21 protein-coding genes are annotated in these 22,134 nt (G+C 66.6%); 10 read left to right on the top strand and 11 right to left on the bottom strand.

Features of this window, described 5'->3' with window-relative positions:
* Window positions 1-94 precede the first annotated feature (94 nt).
* From QZ471_RS22620 to QZ471_RS22605, 4 genes are all read left to right on the top strand, one after another.
* Entirely contained in the window at window positions 95-1,042 is a 948-nt protein-coding gene (locus QZ471_RS22620) for a LysR family transcriptional regulator (protein ID WP_295468099.1), read from the top strand.
* Between the two features lie 166 nt (window positions 1,043-1,208).
* The gene (locus tag QZ471_RS22615; protein WP_295468097.1) at window positions 1,209-2,582 is read left to right on the top strand and encodes an MFS transporter; all 1,374 of its coding nucleotides are present in this window, start codon (window positions 1,209-1,211) and stop codon (window positions 2,580-2,582) included.
* Window positions 2,579-3,319 (top strand): SDR family oxidoreductase, encoded by a 741-nt coding sequence (locus QZ471_RS22610; RefSeq protein WP_295468095.1) that lies wholly within the window; start codon window positions 2,579-2,581, stop codon window positions 3,317-3,319. The genes QZ471_RS22615 and QZ471_RS22610 overlap by 4 nt, the downstream gene beginning before the upstream one ends.
* Before the next feature lie 26 nt (window positions 3,320-3,345).
* On the top strand, window positions 3,346-4,194 hold the full coding sequence (locus QZ471_RS22605; RefSeq protein ID WP_295468093.1) for an ureidoglycolate lyase: 849 nt from the start codon (window positions 3,346-3,348) through the stop codon (window positions 4,192-4,194).
* On the opposite strand, the gene QZ471_RS22600 is transcribed toward QZ471_RS22605, so the two are convergent.
* Together QZ471_RS22600 and QZ471_RS22595 are read right to left on the bottom strand one after the other, a co-directional pair.
* A complete protein-coding gene (locus QZ471_RS22600) occupies window positions 4,182-5,459 on the bottom strand; it encodes an MFS transporter (RefSeq protein WP_295468090.1) in 1,278 nt (425 codons plus the stop codon). The two genes, QZ471_RS22605 and QZ471_RS22600, sit on opposite strands and share 13 nt — an antisense overlap.
* A gap of 140 nt (window positions 5,460-5,599) precedes the next feature.
* Window positions 5,600-6,484, bottom strand: a complete 885-nt coding sequence (locus QZ471_RS22595; protein ID WP_295468088.1) for a LysR family transcriptional regulator — start codon at window positions 6,482-6,484, stop codon at window positions 5,600-5,602.
* An 84-nt stretch (window positions 6,485-6,568) separates the two neighbouring features.
* Here QZ471_RS22595 and QZ471_RS22590 point away from each other — a divergent pair, with 84 nt between their 5' ends.
* The 4 genes from QZ471_RS22590 (at window position 6,569) to QZ471_RS22575 (ending at window position 9,980) form a co-directional block, all read left to right on the top strand.
* Complete coding sequence (locus QZ471_RS22590; RefSeq protein ID WP_295468086.1) at window positions 6,569-6,901, top strand: SMR family transporter; 333 nt, start codon at window positions 6,569-6,571, stop codon at window positions 6,899-6,901.
* Window positions 6,902-6,996: 95 nt separating this feature from the next.
* Complete coding sequence (locus tag QZ471_RS22585) at window positions 6,997-8,172, top strand: FAD-dependent oxidoreductase (RefSeq protein WP_295468084.1); 1,176 nt, start codon at window positions 6,997-6,999, stop codon at window positions 8,170-8,172.
* On the top strand, window positions 8,169-8,984 hold the full coding sequence (locus QZ471_RS22580; RefSeq protein ID WP_295468082.1) for an aldo/keto reductase: 816 nt from the start codon (window positions 8,169-8,171) through the stop codon (window positions 8,982-8,984). Before QZ471_RS22585 ends, QZ471_RS22580 begins: the two co-directional genes overlap by 4 nt.
* Before the next feature lie 99 nt (window positions 8,985-9,083).
* Window positions 9,084-9,980 carry a metal ABC transporter ATPase gene (locus QZ471_RS22575; protein WP_295468081.1) on the top strand — a complete coding sequence of 299 codons (897 nt, stop codon included), beginning with the start codon at window positions 9,084-9,086 and terminating at the stop codon, window positions 9,978-9,980.
* Window positions 9,981-9,984: 4 nt separating this feature from the next.
* Here QZ471_RS22575 and QZ471_RS22570 read toward each other — a convergent pair whose 3' ends face one another.
* From QZ471_RS22570 to QZ471_RS22535, 8 genes are all read right to left on the bottom strand, one after another.
* Complete coding sequence (locus tag QZ471_RS22570) at window positions 9,985-10,728, bottom strand: TIGR00266 family protein (RefSeq protein WP_295468079.1); 744 nt, start codon at window positions 10,726-10,728, stop codon at window positions 9,985-9,987.
* Between the two features lie 314 nt (window positions 10,729-11,042).
* A complete protein-coding gene (locus QZ471_RS22565) occupies window positions 11,043-11,351 on the bottom strand; it encodes a chaperone modulator CbpM (protein ID WP_295468077.1) in 309 nt (102 codons plus the stop codon).
* Window positions 11,351-12,295, bottom strand: coding sequence for a curved DNA-binding protein (gene cbpA / locus QZ471_RS22560; protein WP_295468075.1), 945 nt, complete (start codon window positions 12,293-12,295; stop codon window positions 11,351-11,353). Before cbpA ends, QZ471_RS22565 begins: the two co-directional genes overlap by 1 nt.
* 64 nt (window positions 12,296-12,359) lie before the next feature.
* Window positions 12,360-13,367 carry a transporter gene (locus QZ471_RS22555; protein WP_059230118.1) on the bottom strand — a complete coding sequence of 336 codons (1,008 nt, stop codon included), beginning with the start codon at window positions 13,365-13,367 and terminating at the stop codon, window positions 12,360-12,362.
* 116 nt (window positions 13,368-13,483) lie between these two features.
* The gene (gene lysS / locus QZ471_RS22550; protein ID WP_058783524.1) at window positions 13,484-14,986 is read right to left on the bottom strand and encodes a lysine--tRNA ligase; all 1,503 of its coding nucleotides are present in this window, start codon (window positions 14,984-14,986) and stop codon (window positions 13,484-13,486) included.
* A 114-nt stretch (window positions 14,987-15,100) separates the two neighbouring features.
* Window positions 15,101-16,196, bottom strand: a protein-coding gene (gene prfB, locus QZ471_RS22545) for a peptide chain release factor 2 (RefSeq protein WP_295468071.1) whose coding sequence is annotated in 2 segments (ribosomal slippage) — window positions 15,101-16,123 and window positions 16,125-16,196 — 1,095 coding nt in all. Because the reading frame shifts where the segments join, the coding sequence is not laid out codon by codon here.
* A 100-nt stretch (window positions 16,197-16,296) separates the two neighbouring features.
* On the bottom strand, window positions 16,297-17,919 hold the full coding sequence (locus tag QZ471_RS22540; RefSeq protein ID WP_295468069.1) for an MFS transporter: 1,623 nt from the start codon (window positions 17,917-17,919) through the stop codon (window positions 16,297-16,299).
* A 95-nt stretch (window positions 17,920-18,014) separates the two neighbouring features.
* Entirely contained in the window at window positions 18,015-19,688 is a 1,674-nt protein-coding gene (locus QZ471_RS22535; protein WP_295468067.1) for a GMC family oxidoreductase, read from the bottom strand.
* 143 nt (window positions 19,689-19,831) lie between these two features.
* Between QZ471_RS22535 and QZ471_RS22530 the strand changes: the two genes are divergently transcribed.
* Window positions 19,832-20,752: a LysR family transcriptional regulator gene (locus QZ471_RS22530; protein WP_295468065.1), complete on the top strand. Its 921-nt coding sequence runs from the start codon at window positions 19,832-19,834 to the stop codon at window positions 20,750-20,752.
* A gap of 3 nt (window positions 20,753-20,755) precedes the next feature.
* Here QZ471_RS22530 and QZ471_RS22525 read toward each other — a convergent pair whose 3' ends face one another.
* Window positions 20,756-21,457, bottom strand: a complete 702-nt coding sequence (locus tag QZ471_RS22525; protein ID WP_295468063.1) for a tellurite resistance TerB family protein — start codon at window positions 21,455-21,457, stop codon at window positions 20,756-20,758.
* Between the two features lie 191 nt (window positions 21,458-21,648).
* Here QZ471_RS22525 and QZ471_RS22520 point away from each other — a divergent pair, with 191 nt between their 5' ends.
* Window positions 21,649-22,119 carry a nuclear transport factor 2 family protein gene (locus tag QZ471_RS22520; protein WP_295468061.1) on the top strand — a complete coding sequence of 157 codons (471 nt, stop codon included), beginning with the start codon at window positions 21,649-21,651 and terminating at the stop codon, window positions 22,117-22,119.
* The last annotated feature ends 15 nt before the right edge of the window (window positions 22,120-22,134 follow it).

Raw genomic sequence — 22,134 nt, 5'->3', positions numbered from 1 at the left:
AGGGATGGGTCCACGCTAGGCAGGCAGACTGATAAACTCAAATGGGCTTATCTCATCATTCGATAACCGGCGTTTATCACGCAGGAAGGCATCCATGTCCGAGCCATCGTTCAGCCATATCTGCCACTGGCTCAAGTTCCGCCACCTGCTGCTGATCGACACCCTGGGGCGCACCCGCAACATGCACCTGGCCGCGCAGCAGATGAATCTCAGCCAGCCGGCCGTCAGCAAGATGCTCAAGGAGATCGAGCACCTGCTGGGCTTCGCCCTGTTCGAACGCCTGCCGCGCGCCATGCCGCCCACCGCCCTGGGCGAGCACGTGCTGCGCTATGCCCGGGTGGCGCTCAACGAGGCGCGTGACTTCGCCGAGCAGATCGACAGCCTGAGGCGTGGCGGCCATGGCCAGCTCAAGGTGGGCGGCATCTTCGCCGCCACCGCCGTGGCGCTGCCGCAGGCCATCGTCGCGATCAAGCAGCGCTGGCCGCTGCTGGCCATCGAGGTGGTGGAGCAGACCAGCGATCACCTGATGGAGATGCTCGACGACAAGCTGCTGCACCTGGCGGTGGCGCGCTTCACCGACGAGGCCCAGGCCCAGCGCTTCGACTTCCGCCCGCTGGCACCCGAGCCCTTCCGCTTCGTGGTCAACGAACAGCATCCGCTGGCAGGCAGCGGCCCCGTGGCGCTCGACCAGGTGCTGGCCTGGCCCTGGATCCTCTATCCCCGGGGCACCCCCATCCGCGGCCGCATGGAGCAGGCTTTCGCCGCCGCCGGCCTGCCGGTGCCGAGCAACACCATCGACACCATCTCCATGCAGACCTTTCTCCAGGTGCTGCACGCCGGCCCCATGATCGGCATGCTGCCCGAGGCCATGGTGGAACCCTATCTCGCCAGCGGCGCCCTGAGCATCCTGGAGCTGCCCCTGCACCTGCCGGCCCAGGACTACGGCATCCTCACCCGCAAGGACGAACCCCTGGGCGAGGCCGCGCGGGAATTCGCCGCCATCCTGCTCAGCCATGCCGGACGCGAGCAAACCCTCAGCTAGAGCAGTCGATAACGCGCCGTTATCGAATGATCCGCAAATGCCATTGGGAAAGAATCGCTCGTCCTCCTAGAGTGGCCTGGCGTTTCAGACGACCGGTCCCGCTTCGCCGGCCGCCTTCGACCTCCTCATAACAACAACGGGCCCCAAGGCCCCGAAGGTCATTCCCATGTTCGAGACCACCGCTCCCCAGGGCGCCGCTGGCGACGCCTTCGAAGAACGCACCTATCGCAAGGTGGTGCTGCGCATCCTGCCGATCCTGCTGCTGTGCTACATCGCCGCCTACCTGGATCGCCTCAACGTCGGCTTCGCCAAGCTGGACATGCTCGACGACCTCGGCTTCAGCAACACCGTCTACGCCCTCGGCGCCAGCATGTTCTTCTGGGGCTACTTCCTCTTCGAGGTCCCCAGCAACCTGCTGCTGCACCGCTACGGCGCGCGCTTCTGGATCGCCCGCATCATGCTCAGTTGGGCGATCATCTCCATGGCGGTGGCCTTCACCCAGCCGCTGGCGCAGCTCTTCGGCCTGCAGTCGAGCACTCTCTTCTATGTGCTGCGCTTCCTGCTGGGCGTCTGCGAGGCGGGCTTCTTTCCCGGGGTGATCCTCTATCTCAACTACTGGTTCCCGACCCGCCGGCAGAGTCGGGTGATGTCGGGCTTCCTCATCGCCCTGCCCTTCAGCCTGAGCTTTGGCGGCGTGCTCTCCGGCTGGCTGATGAGCAGCCTGCACAACTGGCACGGCCTGGCCGGCTGGCAGTGGATGCTGCTGGTGGAAGGGGTGCCCTCGATCATCATGGCGGTGGTGGTGTTCTGCTGCCTGAGCGACAACATCGACAAGGCGCCCTGGCTGGACGCACGGGAAAAGGCCCTGCTCAAGCGCAACCTGGACCAGCACAACACCGGCAAGGCGTCGCGGCTCAGCGAGGTGTTCTTCAATCCGCGGGTCTGGCTGCTGGTGTTCATCCTGCTGACCTTCAACACCGGCTTCTACGGCCTGGCCTTCTGGATGCCCTCGATCATCAAGAATGCCGGGGTCAGCGGCAGCCTGCAGATCGGTCTGCTCACCGCCATCCCCTACAGCGTCGCCCTGGTGGTCATGCTGCTCAACGCCCGTCATTCGGCGCGGACCGGCGAGCAACGGCTACACGCCGCGGTACCGGCCTTCGTCGGCGCCCTGGGCCTGGTGCTGAGCGCCTGGTTCATCCACAACATCGTGCTGTCGATCTTCTTCCTCACCGTGGCCGCCTCGGGGCTGCTGGCGCTGATGCCGATCTTCTGGTCGCTGCCCGGCACCCTGCTCTCCGGCGTCGCCGCGGCGGCGGGCATCGGCATGATCAACGCCATCGGCAACCTCTCCGGCTTCACCGGCTCCATGATCACCGCGACCATGGAAACCCTCACCGGCGACATCAACAACGGCACCTATGTGCTCGGTGCCTGCCTGTTCGTCAGCGGTCTGCTGATCCTGGCGATTCCGCGCTCGATGCTGCAGGCGTCGTCCCGCCAGGCTCGCCAACCGACCCTGGCGCCGGAGGCCGCATGAGACTCGACGGCAAGCGCGTCCTGATCACCGCTGCTGGCCAGGGCATCGGCCTGGCCAGCGCCCGACTGTTCGCCGAGGCCGGTGCCAAGGTCATCGCCACCGATATCCGCCTGGATGCCCTGCAAGAGCTACCCGGCGTCGAGCCACGCGAACTGGACGTCACCTCGGCGGCGGCCATCGACGAGTTGTCGGCCGCCCTGGGCGGCATCGACGTCCTCTTCAACTGCGCCGGCTACGTGCATGCCGGCACCATCCTGGACTGCGATGAGAGCGCCTGGCACCGTTCCTTCGACATCAACGTCACCGCTATGTACCGCCTCATCCGCGCCTTCCTGCCGGCGATGATCGAACGCGGCGGCGGCTCCATCATCAACATGGCATCCGTGGCCTCCAGTGTGAAAGCCGTCCCGGATCGCCTGGCCTACACGGCCAGCAAGGCCGCGGTGATCGGCCTGACCAAGGCCATCGCCATCGATCACGTCCGCCAGGGCATCCGCTGCAACGCCATCTGCCCCGGCACGGTCGACTCACCGTCGCTGCAACAGCGTATCGTGGCAGCAGCGCAGGCTGAACAGTTGCCCCTCGAGGCCGTCCGGGAGCGCTTCATCGCCCGGCAGCCCATGGGACGCTTCGGTCAGACCGAGGAAATCGCCAGGCTCGCCCTCTATCTGGCCAGCGATGCCTCCCAGTACATGACCGGTGCCGTACAGGTGATCGATGGCGGCATGAGTCTCTAGCTTCTTTATCCCGACAGGAGAACCCCATGAAACTGTTGCGCTATGGCGAAAAGGGCCAGGAGAAACCGGGCCTGCTGGATGAGCAGGGCATCCTCCGCGATCTGTCCGCTCACATCCCCGACATCACCGGCTCGATACTGGGGGCCGACACCCTGGACCGACTGGCCCGCCTCGACCCGGCCAGCCTGCCGCGCGTCGAGGGCCAGCCGCGCCTCGGCCCCTGCGTCGGTAATGTCGGCAAGTTCATCTGCATCGGCCTAAACTACGCCGACCACGCCGCCGAAGCCGGCATGGCCATCCCCACGGAGCCGATCATCTTCAACAAGTGGACCAGCGCCATCTGCGGCCCCAACGATGCGGTGGAGATTCCTCGCGGCTCGCAGAAGACCGATTGGGAGGTCGAGCTGGGCGTGGTGATCGGCAAGGGCGGGCGCTATATCGACGAGGCGAACGCCCTGGAGCACGTGGCCGGTTACTGCGTGATCAACGACGTCTCCGAGCGCGAATGGCAGCTCGAACGCGGCGGCACCTGGGACAAGGGCAAGGGCTTCGACACCTTTGGCCCCCTCGGCCCCTGGCTGGTGACCCGTGACGAGGTGCCCGACCCGCACGCCCTGGACCTCTGGCTGGAAGTGGACGGCCAGCGCTACCAGGACGGCAATACCCGCACCCTGATCTTCAAGATCCCGCAACTGATCGCCTACCTCAGCCGCTGCATGAGCCTGCAACCCGGCGACGTCATCTCCACCGGCACGCCCCCCGGCGTCGGCATGGGCATCAAGCCGCAGCCGGTCTTCCTCAAGCCCGGCCAGACCATGCGCCTGGGCATCACCGGCCTGGGCGAACAGAGCCAGATCACCGTTCAGGCTGACTGAGCGACGCCCACCACCTGGGCCGGCCGGCGTCCTATCCCCAAGGCCATCAACGCCGCCAGGATGCCCGTCAGGCCGGCCAGGACCAGGGCCTCCTGATAGGAGCCGAAGTGCTCGCGCAGGGCGCCGGCCAGGAAGGCGGCACAGGCGGCGCCGAGCATGTGGCCGCAGAACACCCAGCCGAACACCACCGGTGCGGTCTTTTCACCAAAGCTCTGGTTGGTCAGCTTGACCGTGGGCGGCACGGTGGCGATCCAGTCCAGGCCGTAGAAGATGCCGAACAGCAACAACTGCTCGGGGGCGAAACCGGAGAACGGCAGGTAGATCAGCGAGAGGCCGCGCAGGCTGTAGTAGACGAACAGCAGGCGGCGCGGATCGTAACGGTCGGTCAGCCAGCCGGAGGCGGTGGTACCCACCAGGTCGAAGATGCCCATCAGCGCGAGGATGCCCGCGGCCTGGACCTGGGACAGGCCGTGGTCGTGGCCCATGGCGATGAAGTGGGTGCCGATCAGGCCATTGGTGGTGAAGCCACAGACGAAGAAGGTGAGGAACAGCAGCCAGAAGTCGCGCCGGCGGCTGGCCATGGCCAGGGTGCCGAGGGTCACGCGAAACAGATTGCCCGGTGCAGTAGCGGCCGGCGCCTGATAGTCCGCCGGGGCACCGTGGGGCCGCAGGCCGACGTCTGCCGGGCGCTCCGGCAGCAGCCAGGCCACCAGCGGGATCAGGGCAGCGCTGGCCACGGCGACCGTCAGTACCACCGTCTGCCAGCCCTCGTGACTGGCGAGATGGGCCAGCAGCGGCAGGAACACCAGGTTGCCGGTGGCGGTGCTGGCCGCCAGCAGGCCCATCATCAGCCCACGGCGGGCGACGAACCAGCGATTGACGATGGCGGCGCCCAGCACCATGGCCACGCAACCGGTGCCCAGGCCGCTGAGCACGCCCCAGGTGGCTACCAGATGCCAGGGTTCGCGCATCAGGGTGCTCAGGGCGGTGGCCAGGCTGATCAGGGCGAGGCCACAGAGCAGGGTGCGGCGGATACCCAGGGTCTGCATCAGGGCCGCGGCGAAGGGCCCGACCAGGCCATAGAGGAAGATACCCACGGCGGCGGCGAAGGACACGCTTTCGCGGCTCCAGCCAAAGGTCTCCTGCAGTGGCAGGAGCAGCACGCCGGGGGTGGACCTCACTCCAGCCGAGACCAGCAGGGCGAAAAAGATCAGTGCCAGGACGACGAAGACGTAGCGCTGGCCGAGGGCGGGGATTCTGGTCATGGCGATCATCGCAGGTCAGAAGGATGAACGGAGTATCGCAGCGGTCAGGCCCTGGCGCTGGCCAAGCTGCCCCACGGATCTGGCCAGAATATGGCTGTCGTAGGTGGGTACTGAGTGCAGCGAAACCCGACCAGTCGGCCTCATCCTATCGCCCGCAACTCCTCCGCCAACCGCTGCGCCAGCCAACGCGCTGCCGGACCGGGCGCGGCATTGCGGCGCCAGGCCAGCTCCACCACCAGCGCCGGCGGCACCCAATCGCACTCCAGTTCGGCCAGCAGGCCCTGGTAGGAGGGATAGCGCGCCACGTGGCGGGGCAGCCAGCCCCAGCCGAGACCCCGCATCAGCAGTTCGGCCAGGAGGTAGAAGCTGTCGGCACGCCAGACCTGGGGCGCGATCTGCTCGCCGCCGGGATAGGCATTCTCCAGCGGCGCGATGAGCAGTTGCCGATGGCGGGCCAATTCGCGCCGCCCTACCCCACGCTGCCCCGCCAGGGGATGGCTGGCACTGCAGGCGGTGACCTGGGCCACATCGCCCAACGCCTGGCGCTCCAGGGCCTGGGGCATGTGCTCATGGCGGAACAGCAGGCCAAGGTCGGCCTGATTGGTCAACAGCTTGCGCGCCACGTCACCCTGAGCGCTGCTGGTGAGCTGGACTTCCAGATGAGGAAAGGCGGTGGCCAGGGCGTCCAGGGCATCCAGTACCGGCTGATAGGGCATGGCCTCGTCCAGCGCCAGGCGCAGCAGCGGTTCCTGCCCGGCGCAGAGCGCCTGGGCGCGGCTGTCCAGGCGCTGGCACTGGCGCAACACCTCGCGGGCCTCTTCCAGCAGGGCCTGGCCGGCCGCGGTGATGACCGGGGTGCGACCATTGCTGCGCTCGAACAACTCGACGCCCAGGTCGGTCTCCAACAGGGCGATGGCCGAGCTGACCGCCGACTGGGACCGCCCCAGACGGCGGCCCATAGCGGAAAAACTCGCGCCCTCGGCGATCCCGACGAAGATTTCCAACTGCTCCAGATTCCACTGCATGACCCATCTCCTCAGCAGATAGGTATTAACTTTTACCTATCGAAGCTTGAGGCACAATGGGCTCATTCGACAGGAGGACTCACCATGAGCGGATACATCTACCTGGCCATCGCCATCGCCGCCGAAGTCGTCGCCACCACCTCGATGAAGGCCGTGAGCGGCTTCAGCAAACCGCTGCCGCTAATCCTGGTCATCGGTGGCTATGCTCTGGCCTTCTCGATGCTGACCCTGGTGGTGCGCAGCATCCCCGTCGGCATCGCCTATGCCATCTGGGCCGGGCTGGGCATCGTGCTGGTGAGCATCGCCGCGGCCTTCCTCTACAACCAGAAGCTGGACCTACCCGCCATGCTCGGCATGGGCCTGATCGTCGCCGGGGTGGTGGTGATCCAGTTGTTTTCGGGCAGCACGGGGCATTGAGACCAGCGGTTGCGTTGAGCGTGTAAAATCACGATCTGTGGTTTTTTCCCAATAAAATCCGCATTTCGTGGTTTCTCAACGCAAGCAGGCCGTTCATGTCCCAACCCTGGTCCACCGATATCCTCATCGTCGGCGGCGGCGTCGCCGGCCTCTGGCTCAACGCCCGCCTCAGGCGCGCCGGCTACGCCACCGTGCTGGTGGAAAGCGGCGCCCTGGGTGGCGGCCAGAGCGGCAAGTCCCAGGGCATCATCCATGGCGGTACCAAGTACGCCCTGACCGGGATGCTCACCGGCGCCTCCGAGGCTATCGCCGACATGCCGCGGCGCTGGCGCGAGAGCCTGGCCGGCACGGGCGAGCTGGATCTGTCCGGCGTGCGCCTGCTCTCCGAAGCCCACTACCTCTGGTCGCCCGGCAGCCTGGCCGGCAACCTCACCAGCTTCTTCGCCAGCAAGGCGGTGCGCGGCCGGGTGGATGCGGTCAAGGGTGACGAACTGCCCCCCGCCCTGCGCGACCGCGCCTTCAAGGGCAAGGTCTATCGCCTGGCCGAACTGGTGCTGGACGTGCCCAGTCTGGTCGCGCGCCTGGCCGAGCTGGCCGGCGATAGCCTACTGGCCGGACGCGATCTGCAACCGCTACGCGAAGACGGCGAGTTGACCGGCCTGGTGGTGGACGGCCAGCCGATCCGCGCCCGGCGCATCGTGCTCACCGCCGGCGCCGGCATGGCCGATCTGCTCAGGGCCCTGGGTCTCGAACAACCGGCCATGCAGCGCCGCCCGCTGCACATGGTGGTGGTCAAGGGCCCCATGCTCAAACCCCTCTATGCCCATTGCCTGGGCGGCGGTCCCAAGCCAAGGGTGACCATCACCAGCCACCCCACCACCGACGGCCAGTGGCTGTGGTACCTGGGCGGCGACCTGGCCGAGGCCGAAGGCGTGGCCCGCGAGCCGGCGGCGCAGGTCGCCACGGCGCGGGACGAATTGCAGCGCCTGCTGCCCTGGATCGATTTCGCTGGCGCCCAGTGGGCGACCCTGAGGGTGGACCGCGCCGAGCCGGCGCAATCCGGCCTGGTGCGACCGGACAATGCCTTCGTCGCCGAGGAAGGTCGCCTGCTGGTGGGCTGGCCGACCAAACTGGCCTTGTCGCCGGACCTGGCCGATCGCGTCCTGGCCAATCTCGACCGCGATGGCATCGCCCCCGGGCAGCACCCCGCCCTGCCCGTCCATCCGCAACCACCGGTGGCGGCGCCCTTCTGGGAGGAGCTGCTGCCATGAGCCTGCGCGATCTGCATGGTCTGCACCGCCCCCTGGGCAGCACCGGCCTCGAGATTTCCCCACTGGGCCTGGGCACGGTCAAATTCGGCCGCGACCAGGGTGTGAAATACCCCAACGGCTTCACCATCCCCGACGACCGCGCCGCCGCCGACCTGCTCAGCCTGGCCCGCGACCTGGGTATCAACCTGTTGGACACCGCGCCAGCCTATGGCCGCAGTGAAGAACGCCTGGGTCCGCTGTTGCGCGGCCAGCGCCAGCACTGGGTTATCGCTAGCAAAGTCGGCGAGGAATTCGAAGGCGGCCTGTCCAGCTTCGATTTCAGCCCGGCCCACACCCGCCGCTCGGTGGAGCGCAGCCTGCAACGCCTGGAAACCGAATGGCTGGACCTGGTGCTGGTGCACTCCGACGGCAACGACCTGGCCATCCTGCAGGACAGCGGCTGCTACGAGACCCTGGCCGAGCTCAAACGTGAGGGATTGATCCGCGCCTTCGGCTTTTCCGGCAAGACCGTGGCCGGTGGCCTCAAGGCCCTGGAGAGCGGCGATTGCGCCATGGTCACCTTCAATCTCAACGAAGATGCCGAGATCCCGGTGATTCGGGCCGCCGCCGCCCTGGGCAAGGGCATCCTGATCAAGAAGGCGCTGGCCAGCGGTCACGCCGTGCTGGGCGCCGGCCAGGACCCGGTGCGGGCGAGCTTCGCCCGGGTGTTCGGCGAACCCGGGGTAAGCGGTGCGATAGTCGGCACTATCGATCCCCTGCACCTGTCACATAATGTCCGTACTCTGGCCGAAGTGATCACCGCTCGGCCCTGATCCAGAGCGTTTCGCTGAACCCTTGCCTTCGTCCGCTGGACGCCCTTGCCGGGTCGCCCGGGACGACGCGTCCGCGGCACACTACAACAGGAGTCGGCTATGCCCCAGCTCATCGCCCGCCACAATCCCAAGGCGTTCAAGACCCTGCCTCTGACGGTGGAGGCCAACCATGATGGCCTTACCTACCAGGCCCTCGGCCAACCCCTGAACTTCGGCGAGATGCTGGAGCGGCGCAAGCCCATCGAGATCGGCGACGCTCAGCACTTCAGCGTCAAGCTCGCCAACCTGGGCGTCTCGGTACGTCTGACCCTGAACTGGCAGGGCCAGGATCACTGGCTGCTGGTGCGCCAGCGCCGACCCGACCGCGGCGATGTGGTGCTCAAGCTGATCTCCGGTTACATCCCGACCCACGAACTGGCGCTGCCGCTGCTCACCGCCGTGCAAGAGGTGGCCGAGGAGTGCCTGATCGAGACGCCGCGCGGCTGGCTGGCCGGGCGCTTCGCCGACACCTGGCTGCCGACACCCTATGCCCCGGCCCTGCCCTATCGCGAGGACGTGTCCTTCCGCCTGACCCCGCGCTCGGGCGCGGCACGCCCGGTACGCTGTGGCAGCCTGGCGCTGCTGGAGCGCCCGCGCGCCTATGTGCATACGCCCACCGCTTCACTGCAGCTGGTCTATGACCTGCTGCTGGAACTGCCCAAGGAGTGCAAGGCGCCGAGCCTGTTCCACGTCGACGAGAAGATCGAGAACGGTCAGTTGCTGGCCCGCCTGGCGCGGCAACGCCCGGATCTCTATCTGGTCGCCCTGGACGACGGCAAGCCTACCGGCGAGCTCTACACCCTATCCGCCGGGCAACGCCTGCCAGTATCGACCCGCGGCCTCTGGCTGTCGGAAAGCTTCGCCCGCCAGGACGGCTGGCTGGTCCACGACAGCCGGGTGCGTTGGCGCGACTGGCTGGAGCGCATGGTGCCGCAGAGCGCGCTACAACGGGCCTAGCTGGCTAGTCCCCGCCGGCACGGCGCTCCCCTACCGTGCCGCCGGCCGCGGCCTGGACCCGACCGGCTAATCGAGAAAAAGGCAGCGTCTGGATCCACACCGTGCCGTGGCCACTCAGGGTGGCCAGCACCAGGCCTTCGCCGCCGAACAGCATGCTGCGCAGGCCACCCGCCAGCTTGATGTTGTAGTCAATGCCATTGGTGAATCCCACCAGGCAACCGGTGTCCAGGCGCAGGGTCTCGCCCCTTAGCTCCTTACGGATCACCGTGCCGCCGGCATGCACGAAGGCCATGCCATCGCCTTCCAGGCGCTGCAGGATAAAGCCCTCGCCACCGAAGAAACCGGCGCCCAGGCGACGGGTGAAGGCCACGCCGAGGCGGGTGCCCTTGGCCGCGCAGAGAAAGGAATCGCGCTGGCAAAACAGGGTACCGCCCAGGGCAGCGAGATCCACCGGCACCACCTGCCCCGGATAGGGCGCGGCGAAGGCGACGTGGCGTTTCTCGCGGCCCTGGTTGGTGAAGTGGGTCATGAACAGCGATTCGCCACCGAGCATGCGCTTGCCGGCGCCCCAGAGTTTGCCGAGCAGGCCAGCGGAGCCGTCGCCCATGCGCGCGGTGAAGTCGATGTCGGCTTCCATGTAGGTCATAGCGCCGGCCTCGGCGATCACCGTCTCGCCCGGATCGAGGCCGATCTCCACCGCCTGCAGGGATTCACCGAGGATGCGATGGTCGAGGATATGGCTGGGCATGGCTGTCGAACTCCTGGTGTAGCGTGGAAAACGCTGCGCGGTTTTCCACCCTACAATATCGCGGCCATGGGCCGCTCTTACAGGGCTCATCCGCAGCTGTAGGAGCGGCCCATGGCCGCGATTATGGAACCATACCTTGGAAACCCGCATCCGGCTCCCTCACCCCCGCCCTCTCCCAGAGGGAGAGGGGGCGATTCGGTGCGAACGGAAGTTCTGCAGGTTGGGCCGAGCACAGCAAAGCCCAACCCGGCCAGGCTCAAGCCCGGCCGTTGGGCCTCGACAATGGAGCCGTCTCAACCTGCCTAAGGCTCCGCTCAAACATCCCGTAGCTCGCCGGCGAAACGCGCCAAGCGCTGGCGCAGCCGCTGGTTCTCGCGGCGCAGCTCTTCCACCTCATCCAGCAGGTGTAGGGCCAGGGCGGTAGCGGACCAATCCAGTTCCAGTTCGCGTCTCAGGCGCACGGCGCGGCGGGCGCGGTGCAGGGCGCTGGTATCGAAGTGCCAGTCGGCCGGGCGCTTGCCCCGCTGCGGCGCCAGGATGCCGTGCTCGACGATTTCCACCACCACGGGCTCGCTCACCTCGCAGAGCACGCAGAATTCCTGCAGGACGATCAGACTGCTCATCAGACTTTCCTCCAGTCGCGGCGGGGATCGAAGGCCGCCCGCTCGGCCAGTTGGCGCCACAGCGCCTGGGTTTCTTCATCGCCTTTGGGCGGCATCACCACCTTGAGCAGGGCATGCAGATCGCCCTGCCTGGCTTTGCCCGCCAGGCCCTTGCCCCGTACCCGCAACCGCGCACCGTTCTGGCTGCCGGCCGGGATACTGAGCATGATCTGCCCATCCAGCGTCGGCACCTGCACCTTGGCGCCCAACGCAGCTTCCCAGGGGGCGAGCGGTACAGTGACCACCAGGTCCTGACCATCCACATCGAACAGGGGATGGGGCACCAGGCGGATGACCAGATAGAGATCACCCGCCTCCGCGCCGCCAATACCCGGTTCACCCTGCCCTTTCAGGCGAATGCGTTCGCCGTCGGTACTGCCGGCGGGAATCTTGACGTTGAGGGTCTTGGTGGTCTCGCCGACCCGGCGGCCGAGCTCGTCGCGCTGCGGCAAGCTGAAACTCAGCGGCTTGGTGCTGCCGGCCTGGCTCTCTTCGAGAAACAGCGGCAATTCCAGCTCGACGTCGCGGCCGCGGCGGGCGAAGCCACCCTGGTGCGAGCGCCCGGCGGCACCGAACAGGGATTCGAAGAAGTCGGAATAATCCTCGCCGAAGCCGGCGTGGGGATCACTGTAGTCATCGCCCGACCCCGGCTGCCAGTCCGGCGGCACCTGGAAGCGCTCGCCCTGCTGCTGATAGAGGCGCACCTGGTCGTACTCGGCGCGCTTGTGCGGATCGCGCAAGACGTCATAGGCCTCGGCCACCTCCTTGAAGCGGGCCTCGGCGTCGGCCTCCTTGCTCACGTCGGGATGGTACTTGCGCGCCAGTTTGCGATAGGCGGTCTTGAGCGTCTTGTCGTCGACGTCGGGGGCGACGCCGAGTACCTCGTAGTAGTCCTTGAAGTCCATTGCGGTCTCCAGTAACGGTTCCCCTAGAGACCGCGGCGTGCCCCCAGGGGTTGCATGCGGCTGATCAGTCGCCGCGCTTGCGGAACGCCCAGGTACCAGCCAGTACCGTAAAGGTGGCCACCAGCGCCACCAGGATCCAGAAGCCATGGGGCGAGCTGGCCAGCGGGATGCCGCCGACGTTCATGCCGAAGAAACCGGCGATGATGTTGATCGGCAAGGCCAGCACCGTGACCAGGGTCAGGGTGAACAAGGTGCGGTTGGTCTGCTCGGCGGAAGCGGCGGCGATCTCTTCCTGCAAGAGCTTGAGCCGCTCCACCAGGGCGGCGAGGTCGTCCAGCACCCGGTCGAATTCCTCGGTGGCTTCGCGCAGGGTCTGGATGTCGTCGCGGCGCAGCCAGGCTGGCGGCCGGTTCAGGAGCCGCAGTAGGGAGCCCGGTTCCAGGGCCAGCAGCCGTTGCAGCCGCACCAGGGCCCGCCTCAGGCTGCCCAGTTCGGCGCGACTGGCGGCCAGCCGTTGGGACAGCAGCCGATCCTCGATGGCATCCACCTTGACCGTGGTGTCGCGGATGATGCCGGTGAGCACGTCGGCCTGGTCGCGCAGCAGATGCACCAGCAGTTCCAGGGTCGAGCCGAAGCCCTCGCCACGACGCACCGCATGGCGCAGGCGATCCACCGAGCGCAGCGGCTGGGCGCGGGCGGTCACCAGCAGCCCAGGCCGGGCGCAGGCCCAAAGGGTGGCGACATCCACCGAGACCTGGCCGTAGGCCAGGGTCACGTCGTTCACCACCCCGAGCAGGGTGTCGTCGGCCGGCTCCAGGCGGGTCGAATGGGAACCCGCGTGCAGGGATTCGAAGAATTCCTCGGGCAGCCCCAGGTGCTCGCGCATCCAGCGTTCGGCGGCAGCATGGGCCAGGTTGAAATGCAGCCAGCGAAAGCCGCCCTCCTCTGCTTCCCAGGGGTCTTCCGGGGCCATGGTCAGGGCGTGGCCAGGCTGACCGGAGGTGAAGTGATAGGCGTAGAGCAGCCCCAGCCGTTCGGCGGCCGGATGCAGGGGAATCAGGGTGTTGGTCATGGCTACCTGCGGAGGGGACGCGACATCAGGGCTCTGTTAGCAGGTCCAAATGAACCTTTGATGACAGAGCCCCGGTCGGCAGGAGCCGGAGCGACGCCCCGGGCGGGGCGCCACTCTTATTGCGGGCGCATGTGCGGGAAGAGGATGACGTCGCGGATCGACGGCGAGTTGGTCAGCAGCATTACCAGGCGGTCGATGCCGATGCCTTCGCCGGCGGTGGGCGGCATGCCGTATTCCAGGGCGTTGATGAAGTCGGCGTCGTAGTGCATCGCCTCGTCGTCACCGGCATCCTTTTCCTGGACCTGCAGCATGAAGCGCGCGGCCTGGTCTTCGGCGTCGTTGAGCTCGGAGTAGGCGTTGGCGATCTCGCGGCCACCGATGAACAGCTCGAAACGGTCGGTGACGTTGGGATTCTGGTCGTTGCGGCGCGCCAGCGGCGAGACCTCGAAGGGGTACTCGGTGATGAAGTGCGGCTGCTCCAGCTTGCTCTCCACCAGTTCCTCGAAAATCATCACCTGCAGCTTGCCCAGGCCTTCGTGGCCGAGCACCTTGGCGCCGGCTTTCTTGGCGATGGCGCGGGCCTTCTCGACGTCGTTGAGATCGGCCGCGGTGAGGTCCGGGTTGTACTTGAGGATGGAGTCGTACACCGACAGGCGCACGAAGGGCTCGCCGAAGTGGAAGACCTTGTCGCCATAGGGCACGTCGGTGCTGCCGAGCACGGCCTGGGCCAGCTCGCGGAACAGTTCCTCGGTGAGGTCCATGTTGTCTTCGTAGTCGGCGTAGGCCTGGTAGAACTCGAGCATGGTGAACTCGGGGTTGTGCCGGGTCGAGACGCCTTCGTTACGGAAGTTGCGGTTGATCTCGAAGACCTTCTCAAAGCCACCCACTACCAGGCGCTTGAGGTACAGCTCCGGCGCGATACGCAGGAACATGGCCATGTCCAGGGCGTTGTGGTGGGTCTCGAAGGGCTTGGCCGCCGCGCCGCCGGGGATGGTCTGCAGCATGGGGGTCTCCACTTCGAGGAAACCCCGCTCCATGAGGAAGCGGCGGATGTGGGCGATGACCTGGGAGCGCACGCGGAAGGTCTGGCGCACCTCTTCGTTGACGATCAGGTCGACATAGCGCTGGCGATAGCGCAGCTCGGTATCGGTCAGGCCGTGGTGCTTGTCGGGCAGCGGGCGCAGCGACTTGGTCAGCAGGCGCACGTCGCTCATGTTGACGTAGAGATCGCCCTTGCCGGAGCGGGCCAGGGTGCCCTCGGTGGCGATGATGTCGCCCAGGTCCCAGGTCTTGACCGCTTCCAGGGTCTCGGCCGGCAGGGTCTTGCGGTCGACGTAGACCTGGATGCGCCCACTGGTGTCCTGCAGCACCATGAAGGCGCCGCGGTTGAGCATGATGCGGCCGGCCACCTTGACCTTGATGCCCGCGGCTTCCAGCTCTTCCTTGGTCTTGTCGGCGTACTGCTTTTGCAGGTCACCGGCCAGGCTGTCGCGACGGAAGTCGTTGGGGAAGGGAATGGCCTGCTGGTCGCGGAGCGCGGAGAGCTTTTCCTTGCGCTGGGCGATCAGCTTGTTGTCTTCCTGTTCCTGGGCTTGGGGGTCTAGGGGTTGTTCGCTCATGTCTGCTGTTTACCTGGGTAGCTGACCGTAGGAGCGGCCCATGGCCGCGATAACTAGCAGGATCGCGGCCTGGGGGAATCGCGGCCATGGGCCGCTCCTACAGAGATAAGTTGGTTAGATGCCCTGCTTGAGGCTGGCTTCGAGGTATTCGTCCAGATCGCCGTCTAGCACCTTGTCGCAATCGCTGCGTTCCACACCGGTGCGCAGATCCTTGATCCGCGAGGCGTCGAGCACATAGGAGCGAATCTGGTGGCCCCAGCCGATATCGGACTTGGAATCTTCCAGCGCCTGGGAGGCGGCGTTGCGCTTCTGCATCTCCAGCTCGTACAACTTGGCCCGCAGCATCTTCATGGCGGTGTCGCGGTTGGCGTGCTGGGAGCGCTCGTTCTGGCAGGCCACCACGGTGTTGGTGGGCACGTGGGTGATCCGCACCGCGGAGTCGGTGGTGTTCACGTGCTGACCACCGGCGCCGGAGGAGCGGTAGGTGTCGACGCGCAGATCGGACGGATTGATCTCGATCTCAATGTTGTCGTCGATCTCGGGAGAGACGAACACCGCGGTGAAGGAGGTGTGGCGCCGGTTGCCCGAGTCGAAGGGACTCTTGCGCACCAGGCGGTGCACGCCGATCTCGGTGCGCAGCCAGCCGAAGGCGTATTCGCCCTTGATATGCACGGTGGCGCCCTTGATGCCGGCGACCTCGCCTTCGGAGAGTTCGACGATCTCGGCGCTGAAGCCGTGCTGGTCGGCCCAGCGCAGGTACATGCGCAGGAGCATGTTGGCCCAGTCCTGGGCCTCGGTGCCGCCGGAGCCGGCCTGGATGTCCAGGTAGCAGTTGTTGGGGTCCATCTCGCCGCTGAACATGCGGCGGAATTCCAGCTTCTCGAGGATGCCGCGCAGGCGCTCCACCTCGGCCGCCACGTCATCGACCGCGCCCTGGTCTTCCTCTTCGGCCGCCATCTCCAGCAGGTCGCTGGCATCGGCCAGGCCGCCGGTCAGCTCGTCCAGGGTACCGACCACCTGGGCCAGTTGGGCGCGCTCGCGACCGAGGTTCTGGGCGTACTCGGGCTTGTTCCAGACATTCGGGTCTTCGAGCTCACGCTCGACTTCGACCAGCCGATCCTTTTTCAGATCGTAGTCAAAGATACCCCCGAATGGTCTGGGTACGGCTGGAGAGGTCCTTGATGCTGGTGACGATCGGGTTGATTTCCATGGGGGAAACACTCGCGAGAAAAGCTGTGGAAAAGCTCGCGAGTATAACCCAATCGGCGGCGAAACTCAGCGGGCAGCGGGGTTAGCCGCCCGCCCGGACCTCAATCGGCGTCGAGGTCGCGGTGGCGGGTTTCCGGTAGGCACAGCAGTCCCACCACCAGGCTGATCCCGGTCACCAGCACCGGATACCAGAGGCCGTAGAAGATGTCGCCGGTATAGACCACCAGGGCGAAGGACACCGTGGGCAGGAAGCCGCCGAACCAGCCATTGCCGATGTGGTACGGCAACGACATGGAGGTGTAGCGGATGCGCGTGGGAAACAGCTCCACCATCAGCGCCGCCAGGGGGCCGTAGCAGAGGGTGGCGATGAGGATCAGGGCGAAGATCACCGCCACCACCATGGGCTTGTTGACCTGGGCGGCATCGGCCTTGGCCGGATAGCCGGCGGCCTGCACGGCGGCGCGCAGGGCCGGCTCGTCGTAGCCGACGATGAGCTTGTCACCGACGCTGACCTGCACGGCATCGCCCGGTGCCGCGTCGACGCTCCGATAGGGCAGCCCGCTCTTGGCCAGCAGCGTCTTGACCCGATCGCAGGGACTGTCGAAGCGGGCCTTGCCCACCGGATCGAACTGGAAGGTGCAGGTGGCCGGGTCGGCGGTCACCACGATGGGTGCCTGCTGGCTGGCCTGGTAGATCTGCGGATTGGCGTAGTGGGTCAGGGCCTTGAACAGCGGGAAGTAGAGCAGCGTGGCCAGCAGCAGGCCGAGCATGAGGATCGGCTTGCGACCGACCTTGTCCGACAGCCAGCCGGCGATGACGAAGAAGGGCGCGCCGAGGATGACGCTGACGATGAGCAGGTTGTTGGCCAGCACCGGGTCCAGCTTGAGCGTCTGGGTGAGAAAGAACATCACGTAGAACTGCGCGAGGTAAAAGGTCACCGCCTGGCCGCCGTTGATGCTGAACAGGGCGATCAGCACCACCTTGAGATTGCTCCAGTTGGTGAAGGAATCGCGGATCGGCGCCTTGCTCTGCTTGCCCTCGGCCTTCATGCGCAGGAAGGCCGGGGATTCGTGCATGGACAGGCGAATCCAGGTGGAGATGGCCAGCAGGAAGATCGACAGCAGGAACGGCAGGCGCCAGCCCCAGACCTCGAACTGGTCACCGGTCAGATAGCGGCAGACCAGGATCACCACCAGCGACAGCAACAGGCCCAGGGTCGCGGTGGATTGCAGCCAGCTGGTATGGGCGCCGCGCTTGCCGGGCGGTGCGTGCTCGGCGATGTAAGTGGCGGCGCCGCCGTATTCGCCGCCCAGCGCCAGCCCCTGCAAGAGACGCAGCACCACCAGGATGATGGGCGCGGCCACGCCGATGCTGGCGTAGGTGGGCAGCAGACCGACGCCGAAGGTGGCGATGCCCATGAGGATGATGGTGGCGAGAAAGGTGTACTTGCGCCCGACCAGGTCGCCCAGGCGGCCGAACACCAGGGCACCGAAGGGTCGCACCACGAAGCCGGCGGCGAAGGCCAACAGGGCGAAGATGAAGGCGGTGGTGTCGTTGACCCCGGCGAAGAATTGCTTGCTGATCACCGCCGCCAGGGCGCCGTAGAGAAAGAAGTCGTACCACTCGAAGACGGTTCCCAGGGACGAGGCGAAGATCACCTTGCGTTCTTCGCGGCGACTCACGGTCGCGCGGGGTTGTACCCGGGGTTGGGCATAGTCGGACATCGCACGTTCTCCTGGCCCGGGAGCGCCGGGCTGATTGTTGTTATGGGCGACAGCTACTACGGTGGAAACGGCGGGGGCCCCGCCGCGGGATGAAACTAGGCGGCCGTGACCGCGCTGGTCCGGGCGACCGCCGCGGGCAATTCGCTGCGGCCCTGTTCCCGGGCTTCCGCCAGCATGAAGGTGGCGGCCTGCTCGGCAATCATCAGCGTTGGCGAACAGCTGTTGCCGGACACCAGGGTCGGCATGATGGAGGCGTCGGCCACCCGTAAGCCTGGAATGCCGTGCACCCGCAGGCGGGCATCGACCACGGCGTCGGCATCCTGCCCCATGCGGCAGGTGCCGGAGGGATGAAAGATGGTGGTGCCGATGGCCCCGGCAGCCTGCTGCAAGTCCTCTTCGCTCTGGTAGGCCAGCCCCGGCAGGTATTCCTCGGGTTGGTAGGCGGCTAGGGCCGGCGCGGCGACGATGCGCCGGGTCAGGCGGATGGCGTCGGCGGCGACCTTGAGATCCTCCGGCGCACTGAGATAACGCGGCTGGATCAGCGGCGCCGCCAGCGGGTCGGCACTGCGGATGGCCACTTGGCCGCGACTGGCCGGGCGTAGGTTGCACACCGAGGCAGTGAAGGCGGGAAAGCCGTGCAGGGGCTCGCCGAAGCGCTCCAGCGACAGCGGCTGCACGTGATACTGCAGATTGGCCGAGGGTTGGCCCGGATCGGACCGGGCGAAGGCCCCCAGCTGACTCGGTGCCATGGCCAGGGGGCCGCTGCGCTGCCAGAGATATTCCAGGCCCATGCCCAGCTTGCCCCAGAGACTGCCGGCCAGGGCATTAAGGGTCGGTACGCCGTGCACCCGGTAGATCAGCCGCAATTGCAGGTGGTCTTGCAGATTGCCGCCCACACCTTCCAGCCGATGCTGGACCCCGATGCCGAGCCCTTCGAGCAACGCCCGCGGCCCTATGCCGGAGCGCTGCAGCAAGGTCGGCGAGCCGATGGCCCCGGCGCAGAGCACGATCTCGCGCCGTGCGCTCAGGCGCTGGGCTGCGGCCTGGCCCGGCAGCCGCGCCAGTACCGCTCGCGCCCTGCCCTCCTCCAGCAGCACCCGCTCCACCTGGACGCCGGTCAACACCTCCAGATTGGCGCGCTGGCGGATCGGCCGGAGAAAGGCCTTGGCCGCATTCCAACGCACCCCGTTGCGCTGGTTGACCTGGAAATAGCCGCAGCCCTCGTTGTCACCGGTATTGAAGTCCTCTACCGGCGCGATGCCGGTTTCGCCGGCGGCGTCGCGGAAGGCATCGAGCAGCGTCCAGTGCAGGCGCTGGCGCTCCACCCGCCATTCGCCGCCAGCACCGTGGAACGCTGAATTGCCGTCGCAGTGATCCTCCATGCGCTTGAACAGTGGCAGTACGTCGCTCCAGCCCCAGCCGGGATTGCCGGCAGCGGCCCAGCCGTCATAGTCGCGGGCCTGGCCACGCATGTAGATCATGCCATTAATGGACGAACAGCCACCCAGCACCCGACCGCGCGGATAATTGAGCGCCCGGCCGCCCAACCCCTCTTCCACCTCGGTCTTGAAGCACCAGTCGGTGCGTGGATTGCCGATGCAGAACAAATAGCCGACGGGGATATGGATCCAGGGATGGTTGTCGCGTCCGCCGGCTTCCAGCAGCAGCACGCGATGGGCCGGATCGGCGGACAGTCGATTGGCCAGCAGGCAGCCAGCCGGACCGGCGCCGACGATGATGAAGTCATATTCCTGGGCAGAACCGGGCATGACCGTCCCTCGCTTTTTTGTTGTTGTGGCTCCTATCCTAGTGTGGTCATCCGCGAACAGCAGTCGCCGAAAACGGGCAATGGCTGTGCAATTCTGCACAGCACCGGGGAAGCGGCCCGCTAGACCAGAACAAGAGAGGCGGCATGTTCGACTGGAACGATCTGCGCGTTTTCCTTGAAGTACAGCGCCATGGTCGGTTACTGACCGCCGCCCGCAGCCTGGGCGTCAGCCACGCTACCGTGTCTCGCCACCTGGAGGCACTGGAACGCGCCCTGGGCAGCCAGTTGCTGGTACAGCAGGCCAGCGGCTACCAGCTCACCCCTGCGGGCCAGGCCCTGCTGACCCACGCCCAGGCAATGGAGGAGGCGGCGTTGCTGGCCCAGGAGGCGGTGACCCAGAGACTCAACCCGCTGGGCCAGGTCCGGGTAGGGGTGACCGAGGGCCTGGGAACGGGCTTCCTGGCCAAACGCCTGGGTGGTCTACTCAGGAGCTATCCTGGTCTGGAAGTAGAACTGGTCTCGGTGCCGCGCTTCGTCAGCGTCACCAACCGCGAGGCGGACATCGCCATCACCCTGGAGCGCCCGACCGCCGAAGGCCTGATCGGTCGGCGACTGACGCCCTATCGGCTGCGCTTCTATGCCAGTCGGGCCTATCTGGACCGGGCTCCGCCCCTGGATGCCCAGGCCGATCTCGGCGAGCAGACCTTCATTGGCTACGTCGACGACCTGCTATACACCCGAGAGCTGCAATTCATCCAGGGACTCTGCCCCGATCCGCGCATCGTCTTTCGCAGCACCAGTGTCATCGCCCAACGCGAGGCGGCCTGCGCCGGCGTCGGTCTGGCCGTGTTGCCTTGCTACCTGGTTGACCGGGACAGCGCACTGGAAGGCGTGCTGCCAGAACGCTCCTTCACCCGCGAGTACTGGATTTCGACCCATCGGGAGCTACACCGCTCCGCGCGCCTGCGCGTGGTCTGGGACTTCCTGCTGCAACTCTGCGCCACGGAGCGGGCTCTGCTACTGGGTGAGGCGCCACCGGCCGACGCACGACCGGCAACGGATTAGCCTTCAGACCCCCGCGGCCTGGCGCTCCAGCTCGGCGCGCAGTCCAGGGTCCAGCCGCAGCTGGCGCGCCAGCTCCTCCAGGTAGGCCTTTTCCATGTATTGCTGATCGTCGATCAGCATCAGGCTGGCCAGATACATCTCGGCGGCCATCTCCGGTGTCTCGGCCGCTGTCGCTACCTTGGCCGGGTCCAGCGGCTGCTCCAGCTCGCGCTGCAACCAGCTGCGCAACTCGGGATCGTCGTGCAGCTTGGCCATCTCGGCCTCGATGGCCTGGCGCTCCTGGGCATCTACATGGCCATCGGCCTTGGCCGCGGCGATCAGGGCGATGAGCACCGCTCGGCCATGGGCCTCGGCTTCGTGCTCGGGCACCCGGTCGACGGTGCGCGGTTCGACAACCTGCCCGCCCTGCGCCTGATTGGCCTGCCAGGATTGATAGGCCTTGTAGGCCACCATGCCGAGCGCCGCCAGACCGCCGTAACCGACCGCCTTGCCACCCAGGCTGCGGCCACGCTTGCTGCCCAGCAGCGCCGTTAGCGCGCCGGCGGCCAGGCCGCTGTTGCCCAGACCGGAGAGCAGACCACCGAGCGGGTCCTTGCCGGCCGGCGCCGCGCCGACATGGGGCCGCGCCGTCGCCTGGCCAGTCTTCTTGGCCAGGGCCTGCTGGCCAGCTTTGAGCAGTTGATCGAGCAAACCTCGGGTGTTCATGCAGGAACTCCATGAGCAAGGGATTCAACGTCTTGAGACCGCCTCGCGGACCGTCTGGCTCAAGCCTCCTGCTTACCGGATGTTGCAGCCTGCCAGGCCCCGCTTGGCGAGCCGCTACAAAATATTGCTGACCGACACGGGCGCTCGGCGCTACTCTTGCGCCTTTCCCTCGCAGTTGCCGGAGACACCCCATGCGTTCGCGTCTGGCTGTGCTGTTCGCGCTTTCGCTCGCCCTCACCGCCGGCCAGGTTCAGGCCGCTGCCGAGGACGCCCGCCTCATCGCCAATCGCTATCTCGATGCCTGGAACGATCACGATGCCGAGGCCGCCAGTGCCCTGCTCGATCCCAAGGTGCAGTATTTCGACAGCGGTGCCGCCACCACCGAGACCAGCCGCACCACCGCCCGCGACCGGATCGTCAAGGTCACCCTCAAGGCCGTGCCGGATCTGCAGGTGAAGATGGTGCACAAACCGGTCATCGGCCCACGCAGCATTGCCTTCGAATGGGAGCTTACCGGCAACACTGCCACTGCCACTGGCAAGCAGCCGGTGAAGATCCGCGGCGCCAGCATCATGAGAATCCGCGACGGTCGCATCTGGTACCTGGGCGACTACTACGACAGCGACGCCTTGGAAGCGGTACTGCGACCGGTCAAGCCCTGACCCGGGAGCCATCCG

Origin of the sequence: uncultured Pseudomonas sp., assembly GCF_913774235.1 — a bacterium.
In the GTDB taxonomy this organism is placed as follows: Bacteria; Pseudomonadota; Gammaproteobacteria; order Pseudomonadales; family Pseudomonadaceae; genus Chryseomonas.
The sequence above is the reverse complement of the archived record's forward strand: the minus strand, read 5'-3'. Positions and strand labels throughout refer to the sequence as shown.